The organism is Nitrospira marina, assembly GCF_059568365.1.
On record NZ_JCANTH010000001.1, the window covers coordinates 3,762,389 to 3,786,456 of the forward strand.

Consider the following 24,068-nt stretch of genomic DNA (forward strand, 5'->3'; position numbering starts at 1 on the left):
GTCTTACCCCAACTTTATGAATTAAGCTAATCAACTCACTCATCCCCTTCTTAGTTGATTATGAGATTCTGGCCATATTATGCATCGGTCTGCTTTTTCCATTATACGTCTGCACCAACTAGGTTCTTCGAAATTCTTTTTTATTGATTTCCATATAGGTTGTGTTGTGAAATGGTTTTCATCCAGTGTGAGTTTCGTCAACCTGACAAAGAAGGAAATCCAAGCCAAGCTGAAGAAATAGTAGGAGCAATTAAAAACCCGGCTTGGATGCCAAGCCGGGTTTTTCAGGATAACGGGGAAGGTTACATTCCTTGTTAAAGATTTGACTCTTAGAAGTTGATCCAGAGTTGGGTGTAGCCCCAGTTCTGATCAGCCGTGCCAAACCCGTTCTTCTTCAAATAATCCCCGGTGAAGAAGTGGCCGTAACCCACTTGCCATCCCACCTTATTATTTTGGAAGAACAAGGTGTACACCACATCAATTTCACCACCAAGAGATTTTTCGTCGTTGCCTGCAGGAGTGCTAAAGAAGGTGGCCTGAGAAGCCGTGTACCAGTTGTCCCTCTTGTTCGCCAACCGCATGATATGCCCGGCAATTTCGAAATGGCTTTCCGGCGTCGGACGCAGTTGCAAGTTTCCACCATAAGTCAACATATTTTGCCAGGACATCAAGTCCATGTACCCGAAATGAATGTGGTTCGTCGGGAACAATTGGCTGAAGGTATGGCCACCATCCTTGTTGCTGCTGCCGGTGGCGTAGTTGATTTCCGCACCGATCCGGGGTTGCATGGGAACCGGTAAGGTAATACCACCGTCCAGATGCCCGGCCAACGCATTGATGCGAGTCTCACTCGCTCCGCCGACAGGTCCGATTTCGCCAAATTGCCAATAGCCTTCTCCCGTAAGATCAAACATTCCCTGCTTGAACGCAACACGGCCACCGACGGTGCTTCGTTCCTGATTAGATTGCTGTCCACCGGTACCGAAGGCCGGTGAACCGGCTCCCGTGGTTGAACCACCGTCTTCATAGATATAGGCGGGTTCGATTGCGACAGACCCGAACTTCATCGGCAGACGTAAGAACAGAATGTCGCCATCACCCTGACTGGCCTTCCCGGTTGAACATCCGCCTGCATTTTGCACGCAATTGCCTTCTGCCACTCGCAACCAGCCCAATTCCACCGGCACGGTAGCATGGTTGTATCGCATCGTCACACCATCGAAGGCAAACCCGACATTGTTCCAGTCAAAGTGACCGAAGATCCGGTGGTTGCCCCACACCATGAGTTGTCGACCAGCTTTCAATGTCAAATTTGGCATTAAGAAATTTCTGACCAACATGAACCCTTGGCGAAGAAACAGGTCGGCCGAGGTAGCATTAGGGTTGCCTGCCCCACCAACATTTTGTGGGTTCGGCATTGCACCAAAGTTATTGGACACCTGAGGTTGGAGGAAAAACACCACATCGGGGGAAAGGTCGTAGTTAAACCCTAACCGGATCAACTGTTGGGTAAAGAAGGAATTGTCACCCTGTCCACTTGAGAACGGGGTCCCATTTGTATTCTTACCAAATGATCCATTCGTCCGGAACTCCGGCCGGACACGCATGTCGCCGGAAATCGTGAGCTTGCTGGGATCAAACACCCCTTTGGGTGGATCAAACTGGCCATAGGGCACCAAATCGGGAATGGCCCGTGGCACCGCCGGCACGTTGGTGTTTTTGTCGGTCGCCGGAGTGGTCTTGGCGGCCAACCCTGGTGCTGCAGACATGGCGACAATCAAAGCCGCTGCTGTCAACCTGGTAAAGGATCGATAAAAAGTCCTCATTGCACTCCTCCTGTTGGTGAATAGCCCTGTGGATTCAAGATCCAACGCCCTGTACCCCATTTACTACCATCCAGAGCTGGTGAATTCTCTCATCCGCTTCCGTCTTGACTGCGTAACTTTTGCCATCTCAAGCACTACCATGTTTTCAAAAAACCAATTTGGTTGCCCTGTTCTACAACTCTTCCGATCTTTTTACGTTTGCCATTTAGATGCCAAGTCACATTATTTGTCGTAAATCATTAAAAAGTAATGTCTTTTACCTGACTTTCTCGATGATTTTGGTTCGTTGTCCTATCGCTTGAATGCTACGATAGTTGCAAAAACCACACGACAGAAGATAACCGTAGACCCGCCTGCAGTGCGCACAAGGAACAGTCTGATGACCGTCCGGAAGGATTTCGTGATGACAGATATATTTTAAAAAAGCGAAATAAGGCTTGGGTGTCAACGAAACGATCCAGCAGTCAACGTCCTCACGGAGTCGCACCTCCCCTGGCTACCCCATTTTGGATCCACCGGACTCGGTGGCTTGTTCTGTCGCCCCTTTGATCTCTGCTTCGGCTTCTTTGATTGACGATTCCAAATCTTGTTCGACCGATTTGAATTCCTGCGTAATCATATTGATCTCCGGCTCAACCGATTGCCGAAGATCTTCCGTTGTTTCCTTAAACCCTTTAACCGCTCTCCCGACCTGCTTGCCGATTTCCGGTAATTCCTTAGGACCAAAGAGCAGGAACGCGATGACGAGGATGATCAAAATTTCCATCGCTCCTAAGCCGAACATCTTCGCACTCCTCTATAGTCTGCCCGCTGAACATATACCTTGAGCGTTGATCAGGCTTAGGTCCATGCTGCCTGTCCCTTCGGTGGGCGGTCTTCACCGTGTCAATCTCACCCGCGAATTATCCCTGTTTGGATTGCGTCGATTCCGTTGGCTGCGGCACCCCTTGCGCCGGTGGCGGAGGGGGAACCTCTGCTGTCTGGTGTTGGCTCGGCAATTGTTCCGGTTGGGGCGGCGGGACCTGCACGCCTTCGCCTTGCTCATTCGGCGTCACATCCAGTGCATCCGCTTCGGCAACAGACTTTTTAAAGCCCTTGATTGCTTTGCCTAAACCCTCACCAAGCTGCGGGATTTTCCCTGCACCGAAAATGATGAGCACAATAATGAGGATGAGCATAAGCTCCATCCATCCAAACGATCCAAACACAGCTACCTCTTCTTATTGTGAATGAGTGTCTTCGTTTTTAGAAAAATCCGCCGCAGTATACACAACCCTTTTCAAAAAATCTACCTGATTGCAACTTTCTTGCATTCGGTAAGGACTTTTTTCAGGTTGAGGTGTTGCCTTCACAGGATCCACTCCCCCTTCGAAAGACTTCCAACTCTCACAATCATTCTGACCGCGTTCTTCACCAATCATTGGCACACGACAAAACGCATCCCACAACCATCAGGGTGACTATGAATCCTTCAAGGCAAAAAACATGTGGATGTAATCCACCGGCTGTAGGGGAAGTTCCAACATGCCTTTGATGCCTTCTGAATCGTATCCCAATTTTTGCAAATCGGGCATGGCCTTCCAAATTTCCGATTCCGTGAGAAAGGCGATGGTATCCGGCACACCATTCAGAGGTAACGATTGCACAAGTTTTTCTAGTTCGGCGCGTTCGTGAGCGGGAGTACTTTCGGAAAGTGGAAATTTGATATGACGTTGGTATGGACTCCGGTACGTGCGGTTCAATGCCTCAAGGGTTCGAAGAATCAACGCGTCCAATTGCCAGGCCTGGCCTTCCGGCGGCGAAGGATGTGAGGCCAGCAGATCCATGACAGTGATCACATTGGTTGACAAGCTCCGTCCCACAAAATCCCGTTGCGATTCAATCACGCCCGTGTGAATATTCAAATGCCTGGCCACGTCTTGCATCAACTGAAAGTTCACCATAAAGCTGAATTGGCCACCCTGGACCGTATAACAGGGCTTTTCCGGGTCATTCAGCACATGCGGATCAACCGTCCCTGCATCAAAACCGCTAAATCCGATTGCGTTCCGGGACAACAATCGTTTGGCTTCCTTAAGGCTCTGACACGCGCCCACGTTGTAGGGTACGAGGACTTCTTCGTCGATCTGTTTCAGAAACTCGACGACCGTGCGGCGAAATGGAAAGTCCTTGGTCTCGATGAGGCGATATTCCCGCTCCCAGACAAGATCTTCGAGAAACGAGGGTAATGCCGTGAGAGATTCAATATCCTGCTGACTAAAAGCTTCAATAAACTTTGGCCAATCCGGGAAATCCGCCAACCGCTTTTCGTTCAGATTGGGACGAAGCTGTTCCTCATGAATCTCACCGCCTTTTCGAAGAATGAGCTTGGTTGGCAACTCGCTCCAGAGTTCATTGCAGATAATCCGATCAATACTCCCATCCGGAATGTGCGACAGGTCCTCGATAGGCATAAGGTCAAACGTGACCCGATCACGATGCTTAGCCAGATCCGTGTTGGCTTTGGCCTGCTCCAACAAGACCGGCTCACGCTCTAAACAACGATAGGTGATTCTTGGAAATATCCGTTTTTCTTGATCCAACTCCTGAAGACGATCCAGGAAACAAGCTGCGAGATTCCCATTCCCGGCGCCCCATTCCATCACGGTCAATGGTATGGTCGCTTGATCGGCATCTTGAGTTTTCGCTCGTTGTTCACACCGACGCCAATAGTCCTCGGCCAAGGCAAAGCCTAACCGGAAATCGGCAGCGGCCACCGTTTGGTAATATTCTCGAACACGACCTCCCCTCAATCCGTAAAATAAACGATTAATGTGGGCTTGCCACATATCTACCGGTTGAAAATCTCCTACGAGTTGCGGCAATGCATCGGGATCCATACTTGATGAAGCACCCATAGTTCTAACCTATATTCCTTAGAAAAAATGAATGAAAATGCCAGTGGCAACAAAGTAGATGAAAATGCGTAGAACCGGCCGGAATCTTAACAAACACCTCATGGTGCTGCAAGGCAAGATCGAAAGTCCTTGACTCAATGACGCCATCGAAGGTAGAGAACGTGAATTCTTCAAAAGAGCGGAAAAAGTTTTTTGGAAATCACGATTGTCGAGTCACGCACACGCTACATAAAGACCTGTATGAAACATCCATCGCTCGTCATGCCACGCAACCTCCTGCTGGACATCTTCATATCAATCATGCTCTTTACGATGCCCGGCACCGCTTTGGGCAGTGATCCACCCGTTCAGACCGACTCCCCTTCCCTAATTCAACCGAAAGATACGCAACACGGGTTTTCCCAATATGATACTCCGCCCGATCATTTTTCTGATGTCCCATCCCTTTATGACAATTACTCCCAATCTCCTCTTATTCCCTCATTGGATAAAAAACCCGGGGGAGTCTTTCTGAGTTTAGATTTCGCAGAAAGTTTCGAGGTCAAACCGACCACCAGGGGCGGTCATACACATATACCCGTCAGACCAACTGAGACATTCCTGCCGGACATCCCATCAGTGTATCTGGTGTTTACCGTCCATGAACATTTGTCATCCTATCAAATCATTGGGCGTCTGTTCTCTGAATCAGAAACCGGAATGCATGCTCCTCAATGGCTCGACGAAGACATCGTCGACCTGGCCACGGAAGACGAGAGCGGATTTCTGAAATTTTTTCCGCCGGACGGGACCTGGCAACCAGGCCCATACCGCGTCGAAATCTTCGTGGGGTATATCGCCAATGAAGTCAATAAGTCGGGCACCATGCGATTTACCATTGCTCCCCACCCTGTCGCTCCCGCTTTACCATAAACGCCCTTTTTTGTGGCCACAGACCTTTGGCGTTGGGCTATTTCTTGACTCAATTCAATGTTTCTTGTAAGGTATTCAGCAGTTTACCCTAAGCATATTTTTGGCCATTCCAGCCATCATTTCGTGCAAACTTCTGATACATTCCAGAGATCGCATACACACAGTTCCCTGATATCCAACCATGCGCCGGGAGGCAACGGGTGTTAAAAAAGAGTGGAAGCTACTTACTCTTATTTATTTTTATTGGCGGACTGTTAGGCAGTATTTTAGGGGAAATTCTTCAAGTCGTGGCTCCTCAGGGCACGGTGCAAAACATTTTCGTTCAGGCGTTAAACTTAGGCTTAGACCCACCCGTCACCGTGAATTTAGTCTTGATAAAATTCACACTCGGGTTCCTCCTGAAAATGAACCTTCTCACCGTTTTGGGCATGTTCCTCGGCGCGTACGTGTATAAACACATATAGACGAACTCAAATGCCCGACCGTACCGCTCGAAACACGCGCTTGCCAGCGTGGTCATTCCCGACAGTCTGTATTGTAAATCCCATGGTGGATTCGTTGCGGATAGATCGCCGCTTACTACCATAGGGAAAAACGGAAAAGAAGCGGGTCACTATCCCTGATTTCATTAAGAGAACATGAACGAAGACGGTGGTTTTGAGTTAAATTCCGACCTGAATCTGCTTTTGGCGGAGAACACGAAGGGTATCCCGCAACTGGGCGGCTCGTTCAAATTCCAAGGCCTTGGCAGCCGCCTTCATGTCTTTTTCCAATGCGGCGATATTCTGTTCTAAATCTTTTTCGCCCCCGTACGCCGCAACCGCTTCTGCCGCCAGCGAGACATCCACATAATCGGCTTCCGCCAATTGGTACTCCAAATCGTGGATGCGTTTTTTGATCGTTTCCGGCGTGATCCCATGCTCGGCGTTGTATGCCAATTGAATGGTTCGTCTGCGGCCGGTTTCGTCCAACGCCCTCCGCATCGAATCCGTGACCACATCGCCATACAAAATCACGGTGCCTTCGCGATGACGTGCCGCGCGCCCGGCTGTCTGTACTAAAGCACGATATCCCCGGAGAAAACCTTCCTTATCCGCATCGAGCACCGCCACTAAACTGACCTCAGGCAAATCCAATCCTTCACGCAGTAAATTAATGCCGACCAGGACATCAAACACACCCTTACGCAGATCCCTGATAATGTCCGCCCGCTCAAGCGTTTTAATATCCGAATGCAGATAGCGCACCTTTAACCCCTGGTCGTGATAATACTCGGTAAGATCTTCCGCCATGCGCTTGGTCAACGTCGTCACCAGCACCCGCTGCTCCTTGGCCACTCGCAGCCGGATTTCCCCGAGCAACTGTTCGACCTGGCCCTTCGCCGGCTTCACGTCCATCACGGGATCAATCAGGCCTGTGGGTCGAATGATTTGCTCAACCAGCGCCTTGCCCGCATGTTTCAGTTCATACGGTCCCGGAGTGGCGGAGACATACACCACCTGATTCATGCACCTTTCAAATTCGGGAAATTTAAGGGGCCGGTTATCCATCGCCGAGGGCAAGCGAAACCCGTACTCAACCAAGGTGTTTTTGCGTGAACGGTCTCCCTCGTACATCCCGCCGAATTGCGGAACGGTGGCATGCGATTCGTCCACAATCAGCAAAAAGTCTTTGGGGAAATAGTCCAACAGGGTCGGCGGCGGCTCGCCGGGTGCCCGTCCGCTCAGGTGACGGGAATAGTTCTCAATCCCATGGCAATACCCCATCGTTCGAATCATCTCCAGATCAAATCTCGTCCGTTGTTCAATCCGTTGCGCTTCAAGCAATTGATTTGTCCGGCGAAAGTAGGCAATGCGTTCTTCCAGCTCTGTTTCAATGCCGGTTATGGCCTGCTCATAGCGATCGGGCGCGATCACATAGTGGCTCTTAGGATAAATTGCAATTTTGGGGAGCTTCCGCAACGACTGGCCCGTCAACGGATCGATTTCATACAGGGCTTCCACTTCGTCGCCGAACAATTCCACCCGGACCGTATTCGAATCGGACGAAGCGGGATATATCTCAATGACATCCCCCCGCGCCCGAAACATCCCACGTTGTAACTCGAGATCATTTCGCGAATATTGAATATCCACCAGCTTGGCCAGAATGCGCTCCCGGCGCATCTCCATGCCCGGCTCCAGATACAACAACATGTCGTGATAGACCTCAGGCGATCCCAAGCCATAAATACACGACACGGATGCCACAATAATAATGTCATTGCGTTGCAGGAGCGCCGTCGTGGCCGCATGGCGCATCTGGTCGATGGTGTCGTTGATGGCGGAGTCTTTGGCGATATAGGTATCCGTAGTCGGAATATAGGCTTCCGGCTGATAGTAGTCGTAATAGCTCACAAAATATTCGACCGCATTGTCGGGAAAAAATGATTTAAACTCCTGATACAACTGAGCCGCCAACGTCTTATTGTGGACCACAACCAGTGTAGGTTTTTGCACGTTGACGATCACATTGGCCATGGTGAAGGTCTTTCCCGAACCCGTGACCCCCAACAACACTTGATGCTGAAGCCCTTGTTCTAAGCCATCAGTCAACGCAGCAATCGCATTCCCTTGATCACCTTTGGGTGTGTAATCGGACTTAAGAGAAAAAGTATTGATCGCTTGCATCATGGCAATGTATCACAAGTCAATTGTGGGAGGCAGGTCGCTGGAGCCCGTGGATTCTCTTGACGCTCGTGGGCTGATCAGGCCAGGATCATCCGAGAACACCCGCGTGACCCAGCCCACATAAGAAGAGGTCGTATGGCCACAACCACCATTGCGGAGTTTATGGGACATGATCATGACCGCCTGGATGAAATATTCACCCGGTTTCAGGCATTCAAGAAGCAGGATTCTCAAAAAGCCCGATTACTGTTTCAAGAATTATTAACCGGACTGCACCGACATATCAGGTGGGAAGAGGAAATTCTTTTTCCGGTCTTTGAGACTCAAGCGGAAATGGTCAGAGACCATGGACCGACCGGCGTTATGCGAAATGAGCATCGGCAAATCAAGGACTTTCTGGAACAGATTCAGGCAAAAATCACAGAAGGAGACCTTGCCACTGAGGAAGCGGAAGAAGGTTTGCTCCAGGTTTTAACTGCACACAATGTGAAGGAAGAAAAAATCCTCTATCCGTGGATTGACAATTGCGTCAGCGACGAAGAGCGCGCCTCCCTCCTCGCCCAGATGGGAAACTGATTCTCGCCGACCGGCACATCCCCTGCGGCCCGTCACGTCCACGTGCTCCTTTCTAAAACAACCCCACAATATTCCCTTTTGCGTCGATGCCGATCGATTGAGCCGCCGGGACACGCGGAAGTCCTGGCATCGTCATCATATCCCCGGTAATAACCACCACAAATCCTGCGCCCATCGCGAGGCGAACCTCGCGCACGGGAAGGGTAAATCCGGTCGGGGCTCCTTTTTTGGCAGGGTCAGTGGAAAAGCTGTACTGCGTTTTCGCCATACAAACGGGGAAATGCCCAAACCCGTTGTTTTCGAGTTCAGCAAAACGGGCATGGACCGCCGGCGGAATCTCTACATCCTCCGCCCGGTAAATCTCCCTGGCGATAATTTGCACTTTTTCTGCCAGTGGCATCGTATCAGGATACAGGACGCGAAAATCGGCGGGCTCCTTTTCGATGACATCACGAACGGTTTCGGCCAAACCTACGGCACCCGCGCCGCCTTCAGCCCAATGATTCGCCAGAGCCATTTTAACCCCATGATCGGCGCACGCCTGTTCCACCAGTTCCAGCTCCCGCTTGGTATCACTCGTGAATTGGTTAATGGCCACGACCGCCGGGACCCCGAATTTTTTCACATTTTCCAAATGACGTAATAAATTCGGCAACCCTTGACGCAGTGCGTCCAGATCTTCTTGCTCAAGTTCTTTTTCCTTGGCTCCACCATGAAGTTTTAACGCCTTAATCGTCGCGACCACCACGGCACATGCCGGCATGAGACCCGATCGGCGGCATTTAATGTTAAAAAACTTCTCGGCCCCGAGATCGGCGCCAAACCCTCCTTCGGTTACAACGTAATCCGCGAGAGTCAGCGCGGCCTTAGTGGCCACGACGGAACTACACCCATGGGCGATGTTCCCGAACGGCCCGCCATGAACCAGCGCCGGATTATGTTCCAGGGTCTGCACAAGATTGGGATTGAGGGCCTCCTTGAGTAACACGGTCATGGCTCCCTCCGCCTGGATATCTTTCGCAAAGACCATTTCCTTGTTGACTGTTCTCCCCACTTTGATATGACCTAGACGTTGTTGAAGATCCTGGAGGTCGGTCGCCAGACACAGAATGGCCATGACCTCCGAGGCTGCGGTGATGTCAAACCGGGCTTCTCTGGTAAACCCGTTGGATTTTCCCCCAAGTCCCGTAACCACGGATCGCAGGGACCGATCATTCACATCCAGCACCCGGCCCCACGTAACCCGACGGGGATCAATGTGGGGTTTATGCCCCCAATACAAATGATTGTCTACCAGGGCCGCCAACATATTGTGCGCAGACGTGATCGCGTGAAAGTCCCCCGTGAAATGCATATTGATGTCGGTCATAGGCACGACCTGGGCATACCCTCCCCCACATCCACCCCCCTTCATTCCGAAACAGGGCCCCAGGCTTGGCTCTCGAACGGCCGCAACAGCCCGTTTCCCGATCTTATTCAAGCCATCCACCAGACCGATAAGCGTCGTGGTCTTGCCTTCTCCAGCCGTCGTCGGACTCATGGCGGTCACCAAAATAAGCTTGCTCTCCGGCTTGTTAGGAAATGGCGGGAGGGACGCTAAGGGAATTTTGGCCTTATACCGCCCATACAGTTCGATTTGACTCGCATCCAATTGAAGTTTTTCCCAGGCCACTTCGGCGATAGGTTGCAAGGGGATTCGGTTGGCGATGTCGAGGTTAATGGAAGAATGGCTCATCAGGCTGACTCCTCAAAAACGTGCATGGGGTTAAGGTTTGAATGTTATGTTCATTATCGCATACTCGAAGCGGACGGCGGGCCCTTCCTCCCGCCGTGGCGCCTGCCGACCCGAGGCACTAACCTCGTTTGGGCATTCAAGTATGCCATCCCGGTGTGATGCAGGGGGGATGCCCGGACAATCCCGAAAAAGCAGCAGATCTCTGCCCGATGAGCATGATGGGCTTTGACCTGGAGGCAACAAGAAGGAAGGTCGTCTCAAGGTCTATGCCCGCATCACAGTCACTCGGGTCGCACTTGGTATTCTATCCCAGGTTTTGTTAAGTAAAGGACATGCGTAAACTTTTCTCTACATTCGGCTTTGTATTCTGGTTCACCATGTGTGGCTGGACCAGCACCTTCGCCCAGGATTTTCAGGTTGGGCAATCGGTGATTCTTGAGGCCACGAAACCCATTGGAGTCCCTCTCCATCGCAACCCGGCCCCCAGCTATCTGAAACATGTCCCGACAGGCATTTCAGCCACCATTGAACAGACCGCACAGAATGGCCAATGGCTTTTCCTTCGCCTGCCCAATGATGACAAGGCCTGGGTCCATAAAAAATATCTTAAAGCCGGTGCACCGTCGCCAAAACCAACTGCCAAACCCGACCTTCCCCTCACCGCCGAGGGAGGAGAGCACGAAGTATGGGCCAGCCGGGATCAGTGCGAAACCGCCGTCAAGCAAGGCAGCCGTATGGCTGCGGAATCTTCCGCCAAGATCCGGCTGGCCACATGGAATATCCGATGGTTTCCCATCGGTCAGCCCACAGACCAAAGGGAGAATCATGCCGATCCGACCGATCTCGACTGGCTGATCTGTGCCATCCGTTGGATGCAAATTGAGATTCTCGCGGTTCAGGAAAGTCTCGCGACTTCGGAAGCCACCAAAGCCTGGGACAGGATCATCGCTTCCCTGAATCAACAGACGGGGGACACATGGCGGTGGTATCGCCAACCGTGCGGCCGGCCCGAGGACCATCATGTCGGCCTGTTGTGGAACGACACCCGCGTGTCCTTGTCGCAATTTGAAAGCTTGTGGCAGTTTAACGCGAGGGCAAAATCGGCTAATCACGCCTGCACCTTCGGATTACGCCCAGGGCAATATGCGTGGGTACAAGCCAGGGAACCCCATGGCGTTGATTTTCATCTGATCGGACTGCATTTAAAATCCGGTCCCACGGTGTTTGCCGTGGAGGATCGGCATTACGCGTTAAACCGGATTGATGAAGCGATCGATCCCCTCCTCGCTCGCGATCGGGATGTGATCATTCTCGGGGACTTCAATACGATGGGCGCGGGCGATTGGCATTCACGAGACTCCGAGCTGAAAAATTTGCGCAGGAAAGTCGCCAAGGAAAAACCCGGCTTTACTGACCTGACCTTACATCCGCAATGTTCTCACTATTTTCGCGGACGGGGTGGCTGGCTGGATCATGTGCTCGTGCCTCAGGAAATGCAAGAAGTCACGGTCACCACCGTTCAGGTCACCGGCTATTGCGCCGTGGCAGGATGTGAACGCATACGAGGGAACTACCCACTTGCCTACCGTCATCTCTCCGATCATTGCCCGGTCGTGTTGGAAATCAAGAACACCGATAAAGATTAAGCGGATAAAGTTTAGGGGCAAGCCGCCATCCACGGAGCACATGCCCCGTCCGTGCACGACCTCCCGCACGTAAGACCATGATGGATTATTCCGGAATCTTGGCGACCCGCCTGGCTTCAGCTTCCACAAACACACGTTTCACGAGGGGATGCTTCACTTTAATATCTTTATCCAATGTGGCCACGCCGCGTTCCACCTCTTCGGACGTGACCCCGTCTCGAAAGTCCACACTCAGATTCACCAAAATAAAATTCGGCCCCATGTGCATGGTTAACACTTCATTCACATGCTCCACGCCGGGAAGCTGTCTGGCCATGTCGCGAATGCTCTGGACCACTTCCTTATTGGCGCTTTCGCCAATCAACAATCCCTTGGTTTCATACGCAAGCCACATGGCGATCCCCGCCAAAATCAATCCGATAATACAGGTGGCAATGCCGTCAATATAGACAATACCGGTCACCTGTCCCAACCAGATGCCGATAAAGGCCACCGCCAAGCCCAGCACCGCCGCCGAATCTTCGAAGAGGACCATAAAAATGGTCGGATCTTTGCCTCGTTGAACCGCTTCCAAATAGGACCACTTTCCCTTTGCACGGGAAAATTCCCGGAAAGCCAGGTACCAGGCGGCACCCTCAAAGACAAGGGAGAGACTCAAGACGATATAGTTGACCATGGGGTTGGTAATCGGTTGGGGATAGAGAATGTGCAACACGCCCTCATAGAGAGATATTCCCGCGCCCAAGGCAAAGACCAGAATGGCCACCGCAAAACTCCAAAAATAGATTTCCTTCCCATACCCGAATGGATAGCGCTCATCAGCCGGACGTTTGGCTCGATGGAGTCCATAGAGCAGAAGCCCTTGATTGCCGGTGTCTACCAGTGAATGGATACCTTCGGCCAACATCACCGAACTGCCGGTCATCGCCGAAGCGGCGAATTTGGTGATGGCAATTAAGCCATTGCCGATCAACGCTGCGTAAATAACTTTCTTAGAAGATGACGCCATCAGACCTGAATTTATACGAAAAGCATTTCCAGCGAGAGAACGCGCAATGTTACCTGATATCCAGGATAAAAGTCCGGTCTGTGTTGTCTCACTGGACTCCCTTCCTTCCCGTTTTCCTGATGACGCGTACGCACAACAACCAGATCCCAACAGGTATCCCAATCCACACCAGTTCACTGAGGAGCACCCGAAATCCTTCATGGGAGACAAAGGCCGAGATTCCAATTGGCGAAACGGCTACCGGTCTCAAGGGAAAGAAATACCTGGTCGAGTCGAATGGTGCAAAAAAGGCAATGCCGAGCCCCCCATTGGTCAGCGCATCCAGAAACCCATGAGACAGGGTGACGAGAAAGAAATACACGGCAAACAGCCAATACCGTCGGGTTCCATATCGGATCGTGGGGGCAGCCAACCTGGGTACCACCCATCCCAGCAGCATGGCAAACACAATGGAATGTGTCAGCCCACGATGTCCCAACATATGCTCATACGGAATCCCAATCACCAATCCCAGCACATCCGCATCCGGCAAGAGGCAACAGGCCATGGTGAACCACCAAAACCTTGAGGTGTGGAATTGGGAGGAAAGACTTTTGCCCAGGGCATACGCCACGGCCACATGTGCAAACGCTGAAGCCATCACCTTCTCCTTCTATTCAGCCTCTTGCTATTATGGGAGTGTTGAAAAATGCCGCCAGCGATTTTTTCAACGGCCCCCTCCCATAGTCCGACGCTTGTCGTCTGGCTCAAAGGAGGAACGCTCTCATCAGCTGGCGGACCTTGTTTGAGCGGAGCGAGTTGGTCCGCCCTCCTAAAACTAGCGTTCCTCCGCTTCTTAGGAGGCTAGACGAAGCGTCCATGGTTTTGCCTACTTTTGCCAAAACAAAAGTAGGTCGCCTGCCGGGGCGAAACCCGGCCACACAGAACATCACATTGACACCAGAATTGGAAAAACTAATACGAAGCCTTCTCCTCACGACGCGTTTTCACTGGTAAACTGCAAGTTGGATCCCCGATACAAGCCGTCAAGCTGTAAGACCAGAACCCATACTCGTTCACTCCATATGTTCAGACAAACTAATCTCCGTTTCCAATCTGCCAGCTATTTCTCCCGATTTTTCCGCTTATGGGCCATCATCCTGCTTTGGCTGGCACTCCCTTTCTTCGCAGGTTGTGCGCCAAATACCGTTGAGCATTCTGACCCGGCGGCAGCCAGTCCTTCGTCAGCTAGCAGCGTTGTAGAGCCAGACGGGAAATTTCACCGTACTTCGCAGTATCTCACGATGCGGGACGGGGTCAAGATTGCGGTGGATGTCTATCTTCCCGCCGACCTTAAGCCAGGCCACACCATTCCCACCCTCTTACACCAAACCCGGTATTGGCGGGCAATCGAATATCGCTGGCTGGTCTCCGTCTTCAAAGAGGACGGTCCACGGGGGCTTATCGGGTCCTATGCCAAACGATTCCTTCAACAGGGCTATGCGTGGGTCGATGTAGATGTGCGGGGCTCCGGTGCGTCATTTGGAACACGCCCTATTGCCTATTCCCTTGAGGAAATCAAAGACGGCGCAGAAATTGTGGACTGGATCATCGCCCAACCCTGGTCGAATGGAAACGTCGGGGCCATGGGCATTTCCTATAGCGGAGGGACCGCTGAAATGTTACTCGTCAATCAGCATCCGGCCGTTAAAGCGATTGCCCCGATGTATTCAGGCTTCGATCTCTACTCCGAAATTATCTTTCCAGGTGGCATCCATCTCAACTGGTTTACCGAAACCTGGAGTGCGATTACTTATCGTCTTGACCGCAACCGATTACCCCACGGTGGCGTCATCGCGAATTTCTTTGTTCGTGGAGTACGGCCGGTGGATGGCGATACGAGCCTTGACCTCTTGTCCCGCGCTCTGCAGGACCACGAGACCAATTGGAGTCCATACCGGGAAGCCTCGGAAATTGTCTTTCGGGATGACCCTCCCCCATCGAGACAGGCCGCCAACATCGACGCGCTCAGCACGCAAACCTATGCCGACGACATTGCCAAATCAGGCGCAGCCATCTACAGCTACAGCGGATGGTTCGACGGGGGATACCAACTGGCCGCCATCAAACGGTACCTCCACCACCAACAGCCGTCACATCGGCTCATAATCGGGCCATGGGACCACGGAGGGAAACGCCGGATCAGCCCCTACGCGCTTGGACCCGCGCAGTTTGACCATGCGGCAGAACTGCTCAAATTTTTCGATGTCCATTTGAAGGGCGTGGCCACGGAAAGTGCGAATGATCCACCGATCCGCTACTACACCATGGGCGAGGAACGATGGAAAACATCGACTCGCTGGCCGCCTGACTCCTCTCCACTTTCGATGTATTTCCACAAAGAAGGTGGGCTCTCGATGAATGCTCCACCAGCAACAAACAATCCAGATCGATACCAGGTGGATCTCACCACGGGAACCGGCAAGGATTCCCGGTGGAACACCCTGGTGGGTATTTCTCTGAAAGATCCCTACCCCGACCGGAAAGAACAAGACCAAGATTTGTTGGTCTATACATCTGAGCCGCTTTCAGAGGCGGTCGAAGTCACAGGGCATCCCATAGCAACCGTCTACCTCTCTGCCACCACTCAAGACACGAATCTTTTCGTCTACCTGGAAGATGTCACACCCGAAGGAGACGTGCATTACGTCACCGAAGGCGAATTGCGCGCCATCCATCGGCAATGGCAACCGAGCGAGACCATCTTCACCTCCACAGGTCCACTCCCCGTCCACACGTTTCGCCGCGCTGATGCCGCCCCGCTCAACCCAGGTGAAGTGGCGCCACTGCTAGTCGAGTTGCTACCCACCTCCTATCAATTTAAAAAGGGCCATCGCATCCGAATCGCCCTGGCCGGAGCCGACAAGGATCATTTCCAAAACCTGGATGGCCCGGCCCCCATATGGGAAGTCTGGCACACACCCGATCGCCCATCTCATATTCAACTGCCCGTGGTTCGTTGAGGCTGCGTTCACCTTATCGAGTTGTCATCTTGAGTGAAACGAAAGATCTGAGCCCAGCCAAACTCGTACCCGCGTTTTAAATAGTCGAGAATCCCTCTTAGAGGTTGAACGTAAAACGTGTTGGTAGCTGCACGCAATCCACGTGTGATCCCACTCTCATGTCCTCGTAATGTTCGGTGTGGCGGAATTTCGACGCCTGCCGGCTGGCCCACAGGAGGGACGCTCTTCTCAGTTTGCGGGCCTTGTTTGAGCGCAGCGAGTTGGTCCGCTCTCCTCAGGGCTGGCGTCCCTCCGCTCTGATGAGGCCAGACGGGGCGTCCATGGTTTTGGGCCCTTTTGCCTCCACAACAATAGTCGCGCTCTTCGAGACGCATCAAGCAAAACCTCGCCTGCCGGGGCGAAACCCGGCAATTTGGGAACGAGTACAGACTGAGGCTATGAAAAAGAGCAAACCCTATCAGCCAGACCTAACTGAAAGCTTGCATGGTGCCGGTGAGGCCGAAGAATTTGATTGCGGCACTGGAGGAGAGCGATCCCGAATGGTTCCTCCTGGCGTTAAGGAATGTGGCCGAAGCTCAGGGCGGTGTGGCACAACTTGCCGAAAAGGCCAAGCTCAACCGCGAAAGCTTGTACAAGATACTCTCCCAACGAGGCAAACCTGAACTCAAAAGCCTCGACGCACTCCTCCACGCGTTAAGATTCCGCCTCGCCGTCACGGAAAAATACTAGTCCTAAGTCATATTGAAGGAGCCTTCGTAGGTTCTATCAACTCAAGAAAGGGCATCGCATAAGGAACGCTTTGGCCGGAACCGACAAAGATCATTTACAAATATTGAATGGCCTAACGATTTTTTTAAGTCTTACACCCGCCCAAAGCAAACCTATTTTTATTAACGCAACCGACCTCGGCCTTACCGGTTAAGTTATGCTGCCATATCCGGAGCAGATTTTATCCACGGACCCGCAAAGTACAGGTCACCAGCCGATCACGTTCTTTATCGGTGCGCTGTTTGCAAGAAGGATAGCCGCCTACTCCCTTGCCCACTAACGAGCATTTGCGGTCCGCGACCAGAGCTACCTACCAGCCCTTCCCTCCTTCTTTTTTTCCGGTATAGTGAATTTATGGCGTTGAGATCCACTCGACCGACTGCCAAACAACCTCAACGATCCAAGAGACACAACCGTCGAACGACGCTCAGTACGCTCTGGGGTTTTGTGGGCCAGGGTTGGCGTGTGCTCCGTGCGATCATGAGGGCGGTGCTGGCCTCACATCGGATCGTTCGGGTCGTCCTGATACCGACCCTCCTTTTTCTCCTATGGCTCGGCCTAAACTGGGCGTTTCATACGTTCCATAAACCGACCGAGATCTTCTTTCCCTTAGACCAATCACTCAACAAGAGCCCGGTCCAGACCTGGAAAGAATACGAATCCCTCTTTCGGGAGCATGGGACTGCGGTCATCACACCCGAGTTTCTTGCTGCGCTGGCCCAGGTCGAAGGCGGAGGCAATCCTGTGGCACGGACCTACTGGCGATGGCAATTGACGTGGAATCCCTTGGAGCTGTTCAAACCAGCCTCGAGCGCGGTTGGGATGTACCAAATTACCGACGGGACCTTCGGCGAGGCGAAGCGCTATTGCATTCACGACCATGTGGTGGTCGAAGCCGGCCCGTGGCACGATTGGGAATCGTGCTGGTTCAACAGCCTCTACACCCGCATCCTCCCGAGCCATGCCATCGAGTTGACGGCAGCGCTGCTCGATCACCAAGTCCATCAGACGTTAGGACCGAAGCGGATCGGCAAGGTCATGCTCCAGCGGAAGCAGGATCTGGCTGCCGTCATTCACCTTTGTGGAGCGGGAGCGGGCCGCGCTTATGCCGCACGCGGACTCAAGTTGACCCGTCATCAACGGTGCGGCGACCACGACGTCAGCGACTATCTGGCACGCATCAATGAGTTAAAGTTCGAGTTTGCCAAACCGGCGGCAGGAGACAAAACAATCCGACAGGGGCGTTAGAAACCGTTATAGGAGAAAGATCTACACTTCATTATTCAGACATTGGCGGGAGCTATTGGATGGACACCCATTCCTCAAGCTAAAGTCCACAAAGAAGGATCGGTGCTCAGGTCGAAAATCCCACTGTTCTGCTAGATCCTTCGTTCCACTCAGGATGACAACTTTTTCAGACCTTGGTCCTTTGGTAACACACACTTGGCGGGGCTTTCGTTCCTGACCGATGCCTGCCGGCTGGCCCAAGGGAGGGACGCTCTCCTCAGCGGGCGGGCCTTGTTTGAGCCCTGCGAGTTGGACCGCCCTCTAAAGATTGGCGTCCGTTCTCTCCTAAGGCCGGACGGGGCGTCAATGGTTTTGGGTCCTTTTGCCTCCACAACAATAGTCGCGCTCTTCGAGACGCATCAAGCAAAACCTCGCCTACCGGGGCGAAACCCGGCATTTCGCGAACATTCAAGAAACTCCTGGATGAAAATTGTGTATACGACCATGAATGTCCCCCATTCATTTCGTACAATTAATCAGATACGTCGGTTAAAGAGTCCGGGTGTCGATCCATGTGACCTTTCCGGATCGGCGTTTCACTTCTGCATACATGTGCCCCGTACCGCCCTTTCCATCACCCCCGCCTCCATCCCACAAACAGATGAAGTGCACCTTCTCCACCCCATACCCCAATGCGGTGTGAAGCAGCCATAGATTACACCGTTCATATGGATCGACACCTTCGGGTAGTGAGCCAAGGTGCTCGGGGGCCGAGCGGATTGCGATTGTGAGCTTGGCTTTGGCGGCCATATACCGATCGCGCCAGGCTTCGCCCCTACAGATGACAGACTTTTGAATAAACTCCGGCTCGTGGAACGGTTGCATCCACTGCAGGATCACTTTGCGTTGCTGACAGGCCTCTGTGAACAGGAGGTCGCCCCCACAGGCGCCTTGCGTGAGCGCAAGATCATCAGGGCCTGCGCCCAGTTGGTCTAAGACCTCGGCGATTTTCTGTGCCGCCACGACTTCTTTATCCCTTGGAAAACGCGGAGGCTGTCTTCCCGGGGCATCGATCATATGCCCGCTAAAGAGCAAAACCTGCCGGGGCTGCCACTGATCTTCAGGCTCCACAATCCGGTGTCTTGCGGGGTCAAGGTTTGCTGTACCCATGTTTGTCTGATTTACCTTATCTTATGTGATTGCCTCTGGATCGGATTCACTGAGAGGCCTGCAAGTGCGAGAAGCAGTTCTGGGAAATGTGTCATTGTTGGACTTGCTGTTGCGCCTGGCGGTTTCCTCTTAAAAAGGATTGTGGCTTAATCAGGAATATCCCATCGCGAATGGTCAACAGAACCGCTGAGACCCGCGGCTCGGCATGCACCACTCGATTAAGTTCTTGAATGGCCCCCGTATTGGTATCCGGAGGAGGATGAGTCAGCACATCCCCATTCCACAAAACATTATCAATAAGAATGACGCCTTGATCCGATATCAACTCCAATGCCTGACGGAAATAATTCACATAGTTGGCCTTGTCGGCATCGATGAAGATCAGGTCAAACGTTCCAGTCACTGTCGCCATCGTTTCCAAGGCGGGGCCGAGGCGAAGATCAATCTTCGTCCCATGAGGGCTCTGAGCCCAATACCGTTTGGCCATAGCCGTGGACTCAGGGTCGATATCGCACGTGATGACCATCCCATCATCCGGAAGACATTCCGCCATACAGAGGGCGCTGTAGCCCGTAAAGGTGCCGATTTCCAACACCCGCCTGGCTCCCACACTCAACGCCATGACCTTTAAAAATGCGCCTTCCAATGGACCGACCACCATCTGGGGGCAATCCATGTTTTGATACGTTTCCTCTCGAAGTCGCCGACACACCTCCGATTCGGGCAAAGAGTGCGCTTCGGCATAGGCTTCAATGTCCGGCAGCACCAAGGATTTCATGTTGTACCCCCTTAGCAGTCAATTCATCGCCTCACGATTGATTTTCAATAACCCACATTGTCCTTCCCTTCATCCTCCTGTCGCAAGCCATCCCATCCATTCTCTTATTTTTTCCGCTCTCTTGCTTGGTCCGTCTTTCTGTGTCCGGGCCAATGGTCACAGGCTTCCACGCCCGGCCGGATCTTTTCACTCATCGGCGAATGCTTCTTGCCAATTTCTCAAGAGCTGCCTTACAGTGGTCCGGTTATCCGCTGAAATTATTACCACTCTTTGAGGAACCCACTCATGTCCGCTGACGTTGCTCTTGATCCCCTGAAACAGACCTTGCGACAGATCCATCACCTGCATGATGCCGCAGCCGTGCTCTCCTGGGATCAGGAGACCTATATGCCTCCAGGAGGAGGAGCGATTCGCGCGGAGCAACTGGCCACTCTTCAAACGCTGGCCCATGACCAATTTGTTTCACCTGAGATGGAATCCCTGCTTGGAACGTTTGTAGATCTCTCCACCGGCACGCTTCATTCTCAGCATGCGTCCGCCTTGGACGAACCCTCTCAAGCTCTCCTTCGCGAGACCTGGCGGGACTTTTCCCGTGCGAAAAAATTGCCGTCGGCCTTCGTCAACCAGCTTGAGCGGGAATGCTCTTTGGCGCAACAAGTATGGGCGGAGGCCAGGAAGACGAATGACTTCCAACGGTTTCTGCCGAATCTGCAACGGGTCGTGAAACTCAAGCAACAAGAGGCGGACTATTTGGGTTACGCGGAATCTCCCTATAATGCGTTACTCGACACCTACGAACCCGGATCGACCGTGGCCCAATTACGTCCGCTCTTTGCCACCTTGCGGACGGAGTTGATTCGTCTGCTGGACCACGTTCGACAGTCCCCTGTCCAACCCAATACCCAACTCCTGACGCAGTCGTATGGCCAAACCCCACAGATGGACTTTGGTCGGCTTGTGCTCAAGCACATGGGCTATGATTTTCAACGTGGACGCCTGGATTTGTCGGAGCATCCGTTTACGACGGCGTTTCATCCAACCGATGTGCGGGTGACTACCCGCGTCTTCGAAACGGATCTCCCCTCCTGTCTGTTTAGTTGTATTCACGAAGGAGGGCATGGCCTGTATGAACAAGGGTTACCCGCAACACAATATGGCACTCCATTAGGTGAAGCCATTTCTTTGGGTATTCATGAAAGCCAATCCCGTTTATGGGAAAATTGCGTGGGACGGTCCCGCGCGTTCTGGCAATATTTTTACCCGAAACTCCAGGAGGTTTTTCCGACGCAGTTGGGACAAGTCAGTGCGGAAGATTTCTACCTGGCGATCAACCGGGTGGCCCCGTCGTTTGTCCGGGTCGAAGCCGATGAACTAACGTACAACCTGCACATCATGGTGCGATTTGAAATTGAGCTGGATATCATTGAAGGCCGCTTGCACGTTGATGATCTGCCGGAAATCTGGAACGCCAAAATTCAGGACTATCTGGGGATTGTGCCTTCCTCCGATGCAGAGGGTGTGCTGCAGGACGTGCACTGGTCCTTTGGGGCCTTTGGCTATTTCCCCACATACACGCTTGGGAATTTGTATGCGGCCATGCTATTTCGGCAGGCACACAATGATCTTCCAGACCTCGACCAGGCCATCAGCCAAGGTAACTTGCTTCCATTGAAAGGCTGGCTGAATGATAAGGTGCATCGTTGGGGCCGACAGTATACGGCAGCCGATTTAATCACCCGTGTGACTGGGCAGGCCCTGACTCCTGAACCCTTTATACAAGACCTCAGACAGAAATTCGGCGCCTTGTATCAATTTCCGACAACCGTTCCTCCGTCTTCCCCTCAGTAAATTTTCACATTTATTGGGCTTTTGACGCTTCCTAGATACCACCTTCGACAGATTGCCGTTCAATCGTACGGCTCCCTAGCCTCACTCATTCATTCGTGGCCTTCTCCCCGTGAAAGGGAAGAACAGCAACGACGCGTTTCAACAATTTTCAAAGGAGCGTGTGCCGTGAGGCTTCATTTACAACAAGTTTCGGTCTTCATGTTTGCTCTGGTCCTTTCCGTCGGCCTGGTGTTCCCCATGTCCTGGTCAGAAGCTACCGTGAACAAGATTGACATTAACACTGCCAGTCTTGAACAACTCGAAGCCGTCAAAGGCGTGGGGCAGGATATCGCCCACAACATCCTCGCCTACAAAAAAGATCATGGCGCCTTTAAATCATTCGATGATCTGGGGAAAGTGAAGGGCGTGGGGAAGGTCAGACTGGAAGCGCTGCGGGATACCTTTACCGTCGGCTCAACAGCTTCTCCTGAAGAAGCCTCGCCTACCAAGTAGTTCCAGAATTTTCAATTTACAAGACCGAGGCCGGACCCATGTTCGGCCTCGGGACCTCTTATGCTCTCCTTACCTTCAATAAATTGCACAGCCGGAATACACCGTCATCCAAATGTCGACGAAGCCTTAATACCCCATCGCCGTATTTAAGGATTTTACCTGTGCAGAGGAAAGCGTGATGGCTTCGGTCGCTTCAATCCGGGAGGGCACCAGCATAATGGTGTGGAAGGAAATATCCCGGATGGCAAGTTTTTGCTCCGGGTTATCAGCAGGACCTAATTCCACTGCCTCAACGGCACTCATGATGGCGCTGGTATCCATAGGCCCATATTTCTCAACCACCATGTGAATAATTTCCATGACCTGTTGATTGGCTTCGGGTTCCTTCATGATTTTATCAATCAAGCCCACAACCCCCTCAGCCTGTTCCGTGACATCAAAATTCTCTATTCGTTCCTTTCTACGCAAAAAGAGCAAATCATTATCCACATCCTTGCTAAAGGCCCCATAGGGAAATCGGACAAATTCAAAATGCAACCCTTTCAAACCTTTCCCCAACATTTGCAATTCACAGAGGAATAATAATTGTTGAAGTTTCACGTCACTCATCAGACCCATAGATTCGGTCAAATGCAACGTATAAATCAGCAAAGCGCGGTCACCGGTTACTTCTGAGGGTTTTCTCATAGGTACTCCCTAAATTTCTCCACCAACACGAGAAAAAATAATTCTTGATTACCCAGGATGATTGGGGTTTAATATATTCCTTCTTCATCTTACGAAAGATTTCACCATGTCTAAACCGGTCAAAGAACTCGAAACACTCAAGAATCATCTCCAAAAAAACAGCCTCAAACTGACTCGTCAACGCGAGTTAATTCTGACGACCTTCCTCAAAATGGAGCATGTCACTGCCGAGCAGTTATATCATATCCTCGCCAAAAAAGACCCGCATATCGGCCTGGCCACCATCTATCGCACGCTCAAATTGTTCTGTGAAACCGACCTGGCACAGGAACGCCATTTCGGCTCACAAACGCAATTCGATAATGTGTCTCATAAGGGTCATCATGATCACATCATTTGCACCTCCTGCGGGAAAATAGTCGAATTTCAAAATTGCCAAATCGAAAATTTACAAGAAGAGGTGGCGAGAAAAAACGGCTTTATCATTCAAACCCATAAGCTGGAATTGTACGGTCTCTGCAATACCTGCCAAAAGGCCTGATGAGGCTGGCTTTCTCTTTTCCTTCGTCCACAGCTTTTTCCTTTTGATAACGAATACTTTTCACATGGACATTGGTTCGACCCCTTATCGAACCAAAAAAATACCTCACCCACGGGCTCATCTTCCTTCCTTGTCACCCGAAGCAAGGCCTCAAATCAATGGGGGGTTGTGTAACCTCTTGAATTTTTGAGATAAGATAGAGACTTACGTGCTACATTTTCGGCATTCCCGTGTATAATATGAATGAGTCAGGGAACTCACAGATCATCATGACTTGTCCCCTCA

At 51.9% G+C, this 24,068-nt stretch carries 21 protein-coding genes; 10 read left to right on the forward strand and 11 right to left on the reverse strand.

From position 1 onward, the window contains the following. Window positions 1-329: 329 nt before the first annotated feature. From LX98_RS16105 to LX98_RS16120, 4 genes are all read right to left on the reverse strand, one after another. Entirely contained in the window at window positions 330-1,826 is a 1,497-nt protein-coding gene (locus tag LX98_RS16105; protein ID WP_496429868.1) for an alginate export family protein, read from the reverse strand. A gap of 496 nt (window positions 1,827-2,322) precedes the next feature. Then, on the reverse strand, window positions 2,323-2,610 hold the full coding sequence (locus tag LX98_RS16110) for a Sec-independent protein translocase subunit TatA/TatB (RefSeq protein WP_376753403.1): 288 nt from the start codon (window positions 2,608-2,610) through the stop codon (window positions 2,323-2,325). Between the two features lie 118 nt (window positions 2,611-2,728). Beyond that, window positions 2,729-3,034 (reverse strand): twin-arginine translocase TatA/TatE family subunit, encoded by a 306-nt coding sequence (tatA, locus tag LX98_RS16115; protein ID WP_496429869.1) that lies wholly within the window; start codon window positions 3,032-3,034, stop codon window positions 2,729-2,731. 252 nt (window positions 3,035-3,286) lie between these two features. Next, window positions 3,287-4,723, reverse strand: a complete 1,437-nt coding sequence (locus LX98_RS16120; RefSeq protein WP_496429870.1) for an SAM-dependent methyltransferase — start codon at window positions 4,721-4,723, stop codon at window positions 3,287-3,289. Window positions 4,724-4,963: 240 nt separating this feature from the next. Here LX98_RS16120 and LX98_RS16125 point away from each other — a divergent pair, with 240 nt between their 5' ends. After that, window positions 4,964-5,635 (forward strand): hypothetical protein, encoded by a 672-nt coding sequence (locus LX98_RS16125; RefSeq protein ID WP_496429871.1) that lies wholly within the window; start codon window positions 4,964-4,966, stop codon window positions 5,633-5,635. A gap of 200 nt (window positions 5,636-5,835) precedes the next feature. Next, window positions 5,836-6,099 (forward strand): DUF4321 domain-containing protein, encoded by a 264-nt coding sequence (locus LX98_RS16130; protein ID WP_312646340.1) that lies wholly within the window; start codon window positions 5,836-5,838, stop codon window positions 6,097-6,099. Window positions 6,100-6,297: 198 nt separating this feature from the next. Here the strand turns inward: LX98_RS16130 and uvrB are convergent, their stop codons facing one another. Further along, window positions 6,298-8,307, reverse strand: a complete 2,010-nt coding sequence (uvrB, locus tag LX98_RS16135; protein WP_496429872.1) for an excinuclease ABC subunit UvrB — start codon at window positions 8,305-8,307, stop codon at window positions 6,298-6,300. A gap of 132 nt (window positions 8,308-8,439) precedes the next feature. Between uvrB and LX98_RS16140 the strand changes: the two genes are divergently transcribed. Then, a complete protein-coding gene (locus LX98_RS16140) occupies window positions 8,440-8,880 on the forward strand; it encodes a hemerythrin domain-containing protein (RefSeq protein WP_496429873.1) in 441 nt (146 codons plus the stop codon). Window positions 8,881-8,932: 52 nt separating this feature from the next. On the opposite strand, the gene LX98_RS16145 is transcribed toward LX98_RS16140, so the two are convergent. Next, window positions 8,933-10,615 carry a formate--tetrahydrofolate ligase gene (locus tag LX98_RS16145; RefSeq protein ID WP_496429874.1) on the reverse strand — a complete coding sequence of 561 codons (1,683 nt, stop codon included), beginning with the start codon at window positions 10,613-10,615 and terminating at the stop codon, window positions 8,933-8,935. Window positions 10,616-10,947: 332 nt separating this feature from the next. Here LX98_RS16145 and LX98_RS16150 point away from each other — a divergent pair, with 332 nt between their 5' ends. After that, window positions 10,948-12,261 carry an endonuclease/exonuclease/phosphatase family protein gene (locus LX98_RS16150; protein ID WP_496429875.1) on the forward strand — a complete coding sequence of 438 codons (1,314 nt, stop codon included), beginning with the start codon at window positions 10,948-10,950 and terminating at the stop codon, window positions 12,259-12,261. Between the two features lie 85 nt (window positions 12,262-12,346). Here the strand turns inward: LX98_RS16150 and LX98_RS16155 are convergent, their stop codons facing one another. Both LX98_RS16155 and LX98_RS16160 read right to left on the reverse strand, forming a co-directional pair. Continuing rightward, a complete protein-coding gene (locus tag LX98_RS16155) occupies window positions 12,347-13,270 on the reverse strand; it encodes a cation diffusion facilitator family transporter (RefSeq protein WP_496429876.1) in 924 nt (307 codons plus the stop codon). Between the two features lie 88 nt (window positions 13,271-13,358). Next, window positions 13,359-13,910, reverse strand: coding sequence for a metal-dependent hydrolase (locus tag LX98_RS16160; RefSeq protein WP_496429877.1), 552 nt, complete (start codon window positions 13,908-13,910; stop codon window positions 13,359-13,361). Between the two features lie 424 nt (window positions 13,911-14,334). Here LX98_RS16160 and LX98_RS16165 point away from each other — a divergent pair, with 424 nt between their 5' ends. The 3 genes from LX98_RS16165 to LX98_RS16175 all read left to right on the forward strand — a co-directional run bounded on the left by LX98_RS16165 (window position 14,335) and on the right by LX98_RS16175 (window position 18,288). After that, complete coding sequence (locus LX98_RS16165; protein ID WP_496429878.1) at window positions 14,335-16,272, forward strand: CocE/NonD family hydrolase; 1,938 nt, start codon at window positions 14,335-14,337, stop codon at window positions 16,270-16,272. 483 nt (window positions 16,273-16,755) lie between these two features. Beyond that, a complete protein-coding gene (locus tag LX98_RS16170; RefSeq protein WP_496429879.1) occupies window positions 16,756-17,001 on the forward strand; it encodes a helix-turn-helix domain-containing transcriptional regulator in 246 nt (81 codons plus the stop codon). A 393-nt stretch (window positions 17,002-17,394) separates the two neighbouring features. After that, entirely contained in the window at window positions 17,395-18,288 is an 894-nt protein-coding gene (locus LX98_RS16175) for a lytic transglycosylase domain-containing protein (protein WP_496429880.1), read from the forward strand. Window positions 18,289-18,816: 528 nt separating this feature from the next. On the opposite strand, the gene LX98_RS16180 is transcribed toward LX98_RS16175, so the two are convergent. Both LX98_RS16180 and LX98_RS16185 read right to left on the reverse strand, forming a co-directional pair. Continuing rightward, on the reverse strand, window positions 18,817-19,437 hold the full coding sequence (locus tag LX98_RS16180) for a hypothetical protein (RefSeq protein WP_496429881.1): 621 nt from the start codon (window positions 19,435-19,437) through the stop codon (window positions 18,817-18,819). 91 nt (window positions 19,438-19,528) lie between these two features. Then, the gene (locus LX98_RS16185) at window positions 19,529-20,215 is read right to left on the reverse strand and encodes a class I SAM-dependent methyltransferase (protein WP_496429882.1); all 687 of its coding nucleotides are present in this window, start codon (window positions 20,213-20,215) and stop codon (window positions 19,529-19,531) included. A 285-nt stretch (window positions 20,216-20,500) separates the two neighbouring features. Between LX98_RS16185 and LX98_RS16190 the strand changes: the two genes are divergently transcribed. Further along, the gene (locus LX98_RS16190; protein ID WP_496429883.1) at window positions 20,501-22,063 is read left to right on the forward strand and encodes a carboxypeptidase M32; all 1,563 of its coding nucleotides are present in this window, start codon (window positions 20,501-20,503) and stop codon (window positions 22,061-22,063) included. Between the two features lie 165 nt (window positions 22,064-22,228). After that, window positions 22,229-22,555 carry a helix-hairpin-helix domain-containing protein gene (locus LX98_RS16195; protein ID WP_496429884.1) on the forward strand — a complete coding sequence of 109 codons (327 nt, stop codon included), beginning with the start codon at window positions 22,229-22,231 and terminating at the stop codon, window positions 22,553-22,555. A gap of 126 nt (window positions 22,556-22,681) precedes the next feature. Here LX98_RS16195 and LX98_RS16200 read toward each other — a convergent pair whose 3' ends face one another. After that, window positions 22,682-23,242, reverse strand: a complete 561-nt coding sequence (locus LX98_RS16200) for a Panacea domain-containing protein (RefSeq protein WP_496429885.1) — start codon at window positions 23,240-23,242, stop codon at window positions 22,682-22,684. Between the two features lie 106 nt (window positions 23,243-23,348). On the opposite strand from LX98_RS16200, the gene LX98_RS16205 reads away from it, so the two are divergent. Next, the gene (locus tag LX98_RS16205; RefSeq protein WP_496429886.1) at window positions 23,349-23,783 is read left to right on the forward strand and encodes a transcriptional repressor; all 435 of its coding nucleotides are present in this window, start codon (window positions 23,349-23,351) and stop codon (window positions 23,781-23,783) included. Window positions 23,784-24,068 lie beyond the last annotated feature (285 nt).

What these genes read in the sequence shown, in the direction of transcription:
- LX98_RS16105 (WP_496429868.1), bottom strand. Translation starts at nt 1,826, where the DNA reads ATGAGGACTTTTTATCGATCCTTTACCAGGTTGACAGCAGCGGCTTTG.
- LX98_RS16110 (WP_376753403.1), bottom strand. Translation starts at nt 2,610, where the DNA reads ATGTTCGGCTTAGGAGCGATGGAAATTTTGATCATCCTCGTCATCGCG.
- LX98_RS16120 (WP_496429870.1), bottom strand. Translation starts at nt 4,723, where the DNA reads ATGGGTGCTTCATCAAGTATGGATCCCGATGCATTGCCGCAACTCGTA.
- LX98_RS16125 (WP_496429871.1), top strand. Translation starts at nt 4,964, where the DNA reads ATGAAACATCCATCGCTCGTCATGCCACGCAACCTCCTGCTGGACATC.
- uvrB (WP_496429872.1), bottom strand. Translation starts at nt 8,307, where the DNA reads ATGATGCAAGCGATCAATACTTTTTCTCTTAAGTCCGATTACACACCC.
- LX98_RS16140 (WP_496429873.1), top strand. Translation starts at nt 8,440, where the DNA reads ATGGCCACAACCACCATTGCGGAGTTTATGGGACATGATCATGACCGC.
- LX98_RS16145 (WP_496429874.1), bottom strand. Translation starts at nt 10,615, where the DNA reads ATGAGCCATTCTTCCATTAACCTCGACATCGCCAACCGAATCCCCTTG.
- LX98_RS16150 (WP_496429875.1), top strand. Translation starts at nt 10,948, where the DNA reads ATGCGTAAACTTTTCTCTACATTCGGCTTTGTATTCTGGTTCACCATG.
- LX98_RS16155 (WP_496429876.1), bottom strand. Translation starts at nt 13,270, where the DNA reads ATGGCGTCATCTTCTAAGAAAGTTATTTACGCAGCGTTGATCGGCAAT.
- LX98_RS16160 (WP_496429877.1), bottom strand. Translation starts at nt 13,910, where the DNA reads ATGGCTTCAGCGTTTGCACATGTGGCCGTGGCGTATGCCCTGGGCAAA.
- LX98_RS16165 (WP_496429878.1), top strand. Translation starts at nt 14,335, where the DNA reads ATGTTCAGACAAACTAATCTCCGTTTCCAATCTGCCAGCTATTTCTCC.
- LX98_RS16170 (WP_496429879.1), top strand. Translation starts at nt 16,756, where the DNA reads ATGGTGCCGGTGAGGCCGAAGAATTTGATTGCGGCACTGGAGGAGAGC.
- LX98_RS16175 (WP_496429880.1), top strand. Translation starts at nt 17,395, where the DNA reads ATGGCGTTGAGATCCACTCGACCGACTGCCAAACAACCTCAACGATCC.
- LX98_RS16180 (WP_496429881.1), bottom strand. Translation starts at nt 19,437, where the DNA reads ATGGGTACAGCAAACCTTGACCCCGCAAGACACCGGATTGTGGAGCCT.
- LX98_RS16185 (WP_496429882.1), bottom strand. Translation starts at nt 20,215, where the DNA reads ATGAAATCCTTGGTGCTGCCGGACATTGAAGCCTATGCCGAAGCGCAC.
- LX98_RS16190 (WP_496429883.1), top strand. Translation starts at nt 20,501, where the DNA reads ATGTCCGCTGACGTTGCTCTTGATCCCCTGAAACAGACCTTGCGACAG.
- LX98_RS16200 (WP_496429885.1), bottom strand. Translation starts at nt 23,242, where the DNA reads ATGAGAAAACCCTCAGAAGTAACCGGTGACCGCGCTTTGCTGATTTAT.
- LX98_RS16205 (WP_496429886.1), top strand. Translation starts at nt 23,349, where the DNA reads ATGTCTAAACCGGTCAAAGAACTCGAAACACTCAAGAATCATCTCCAA.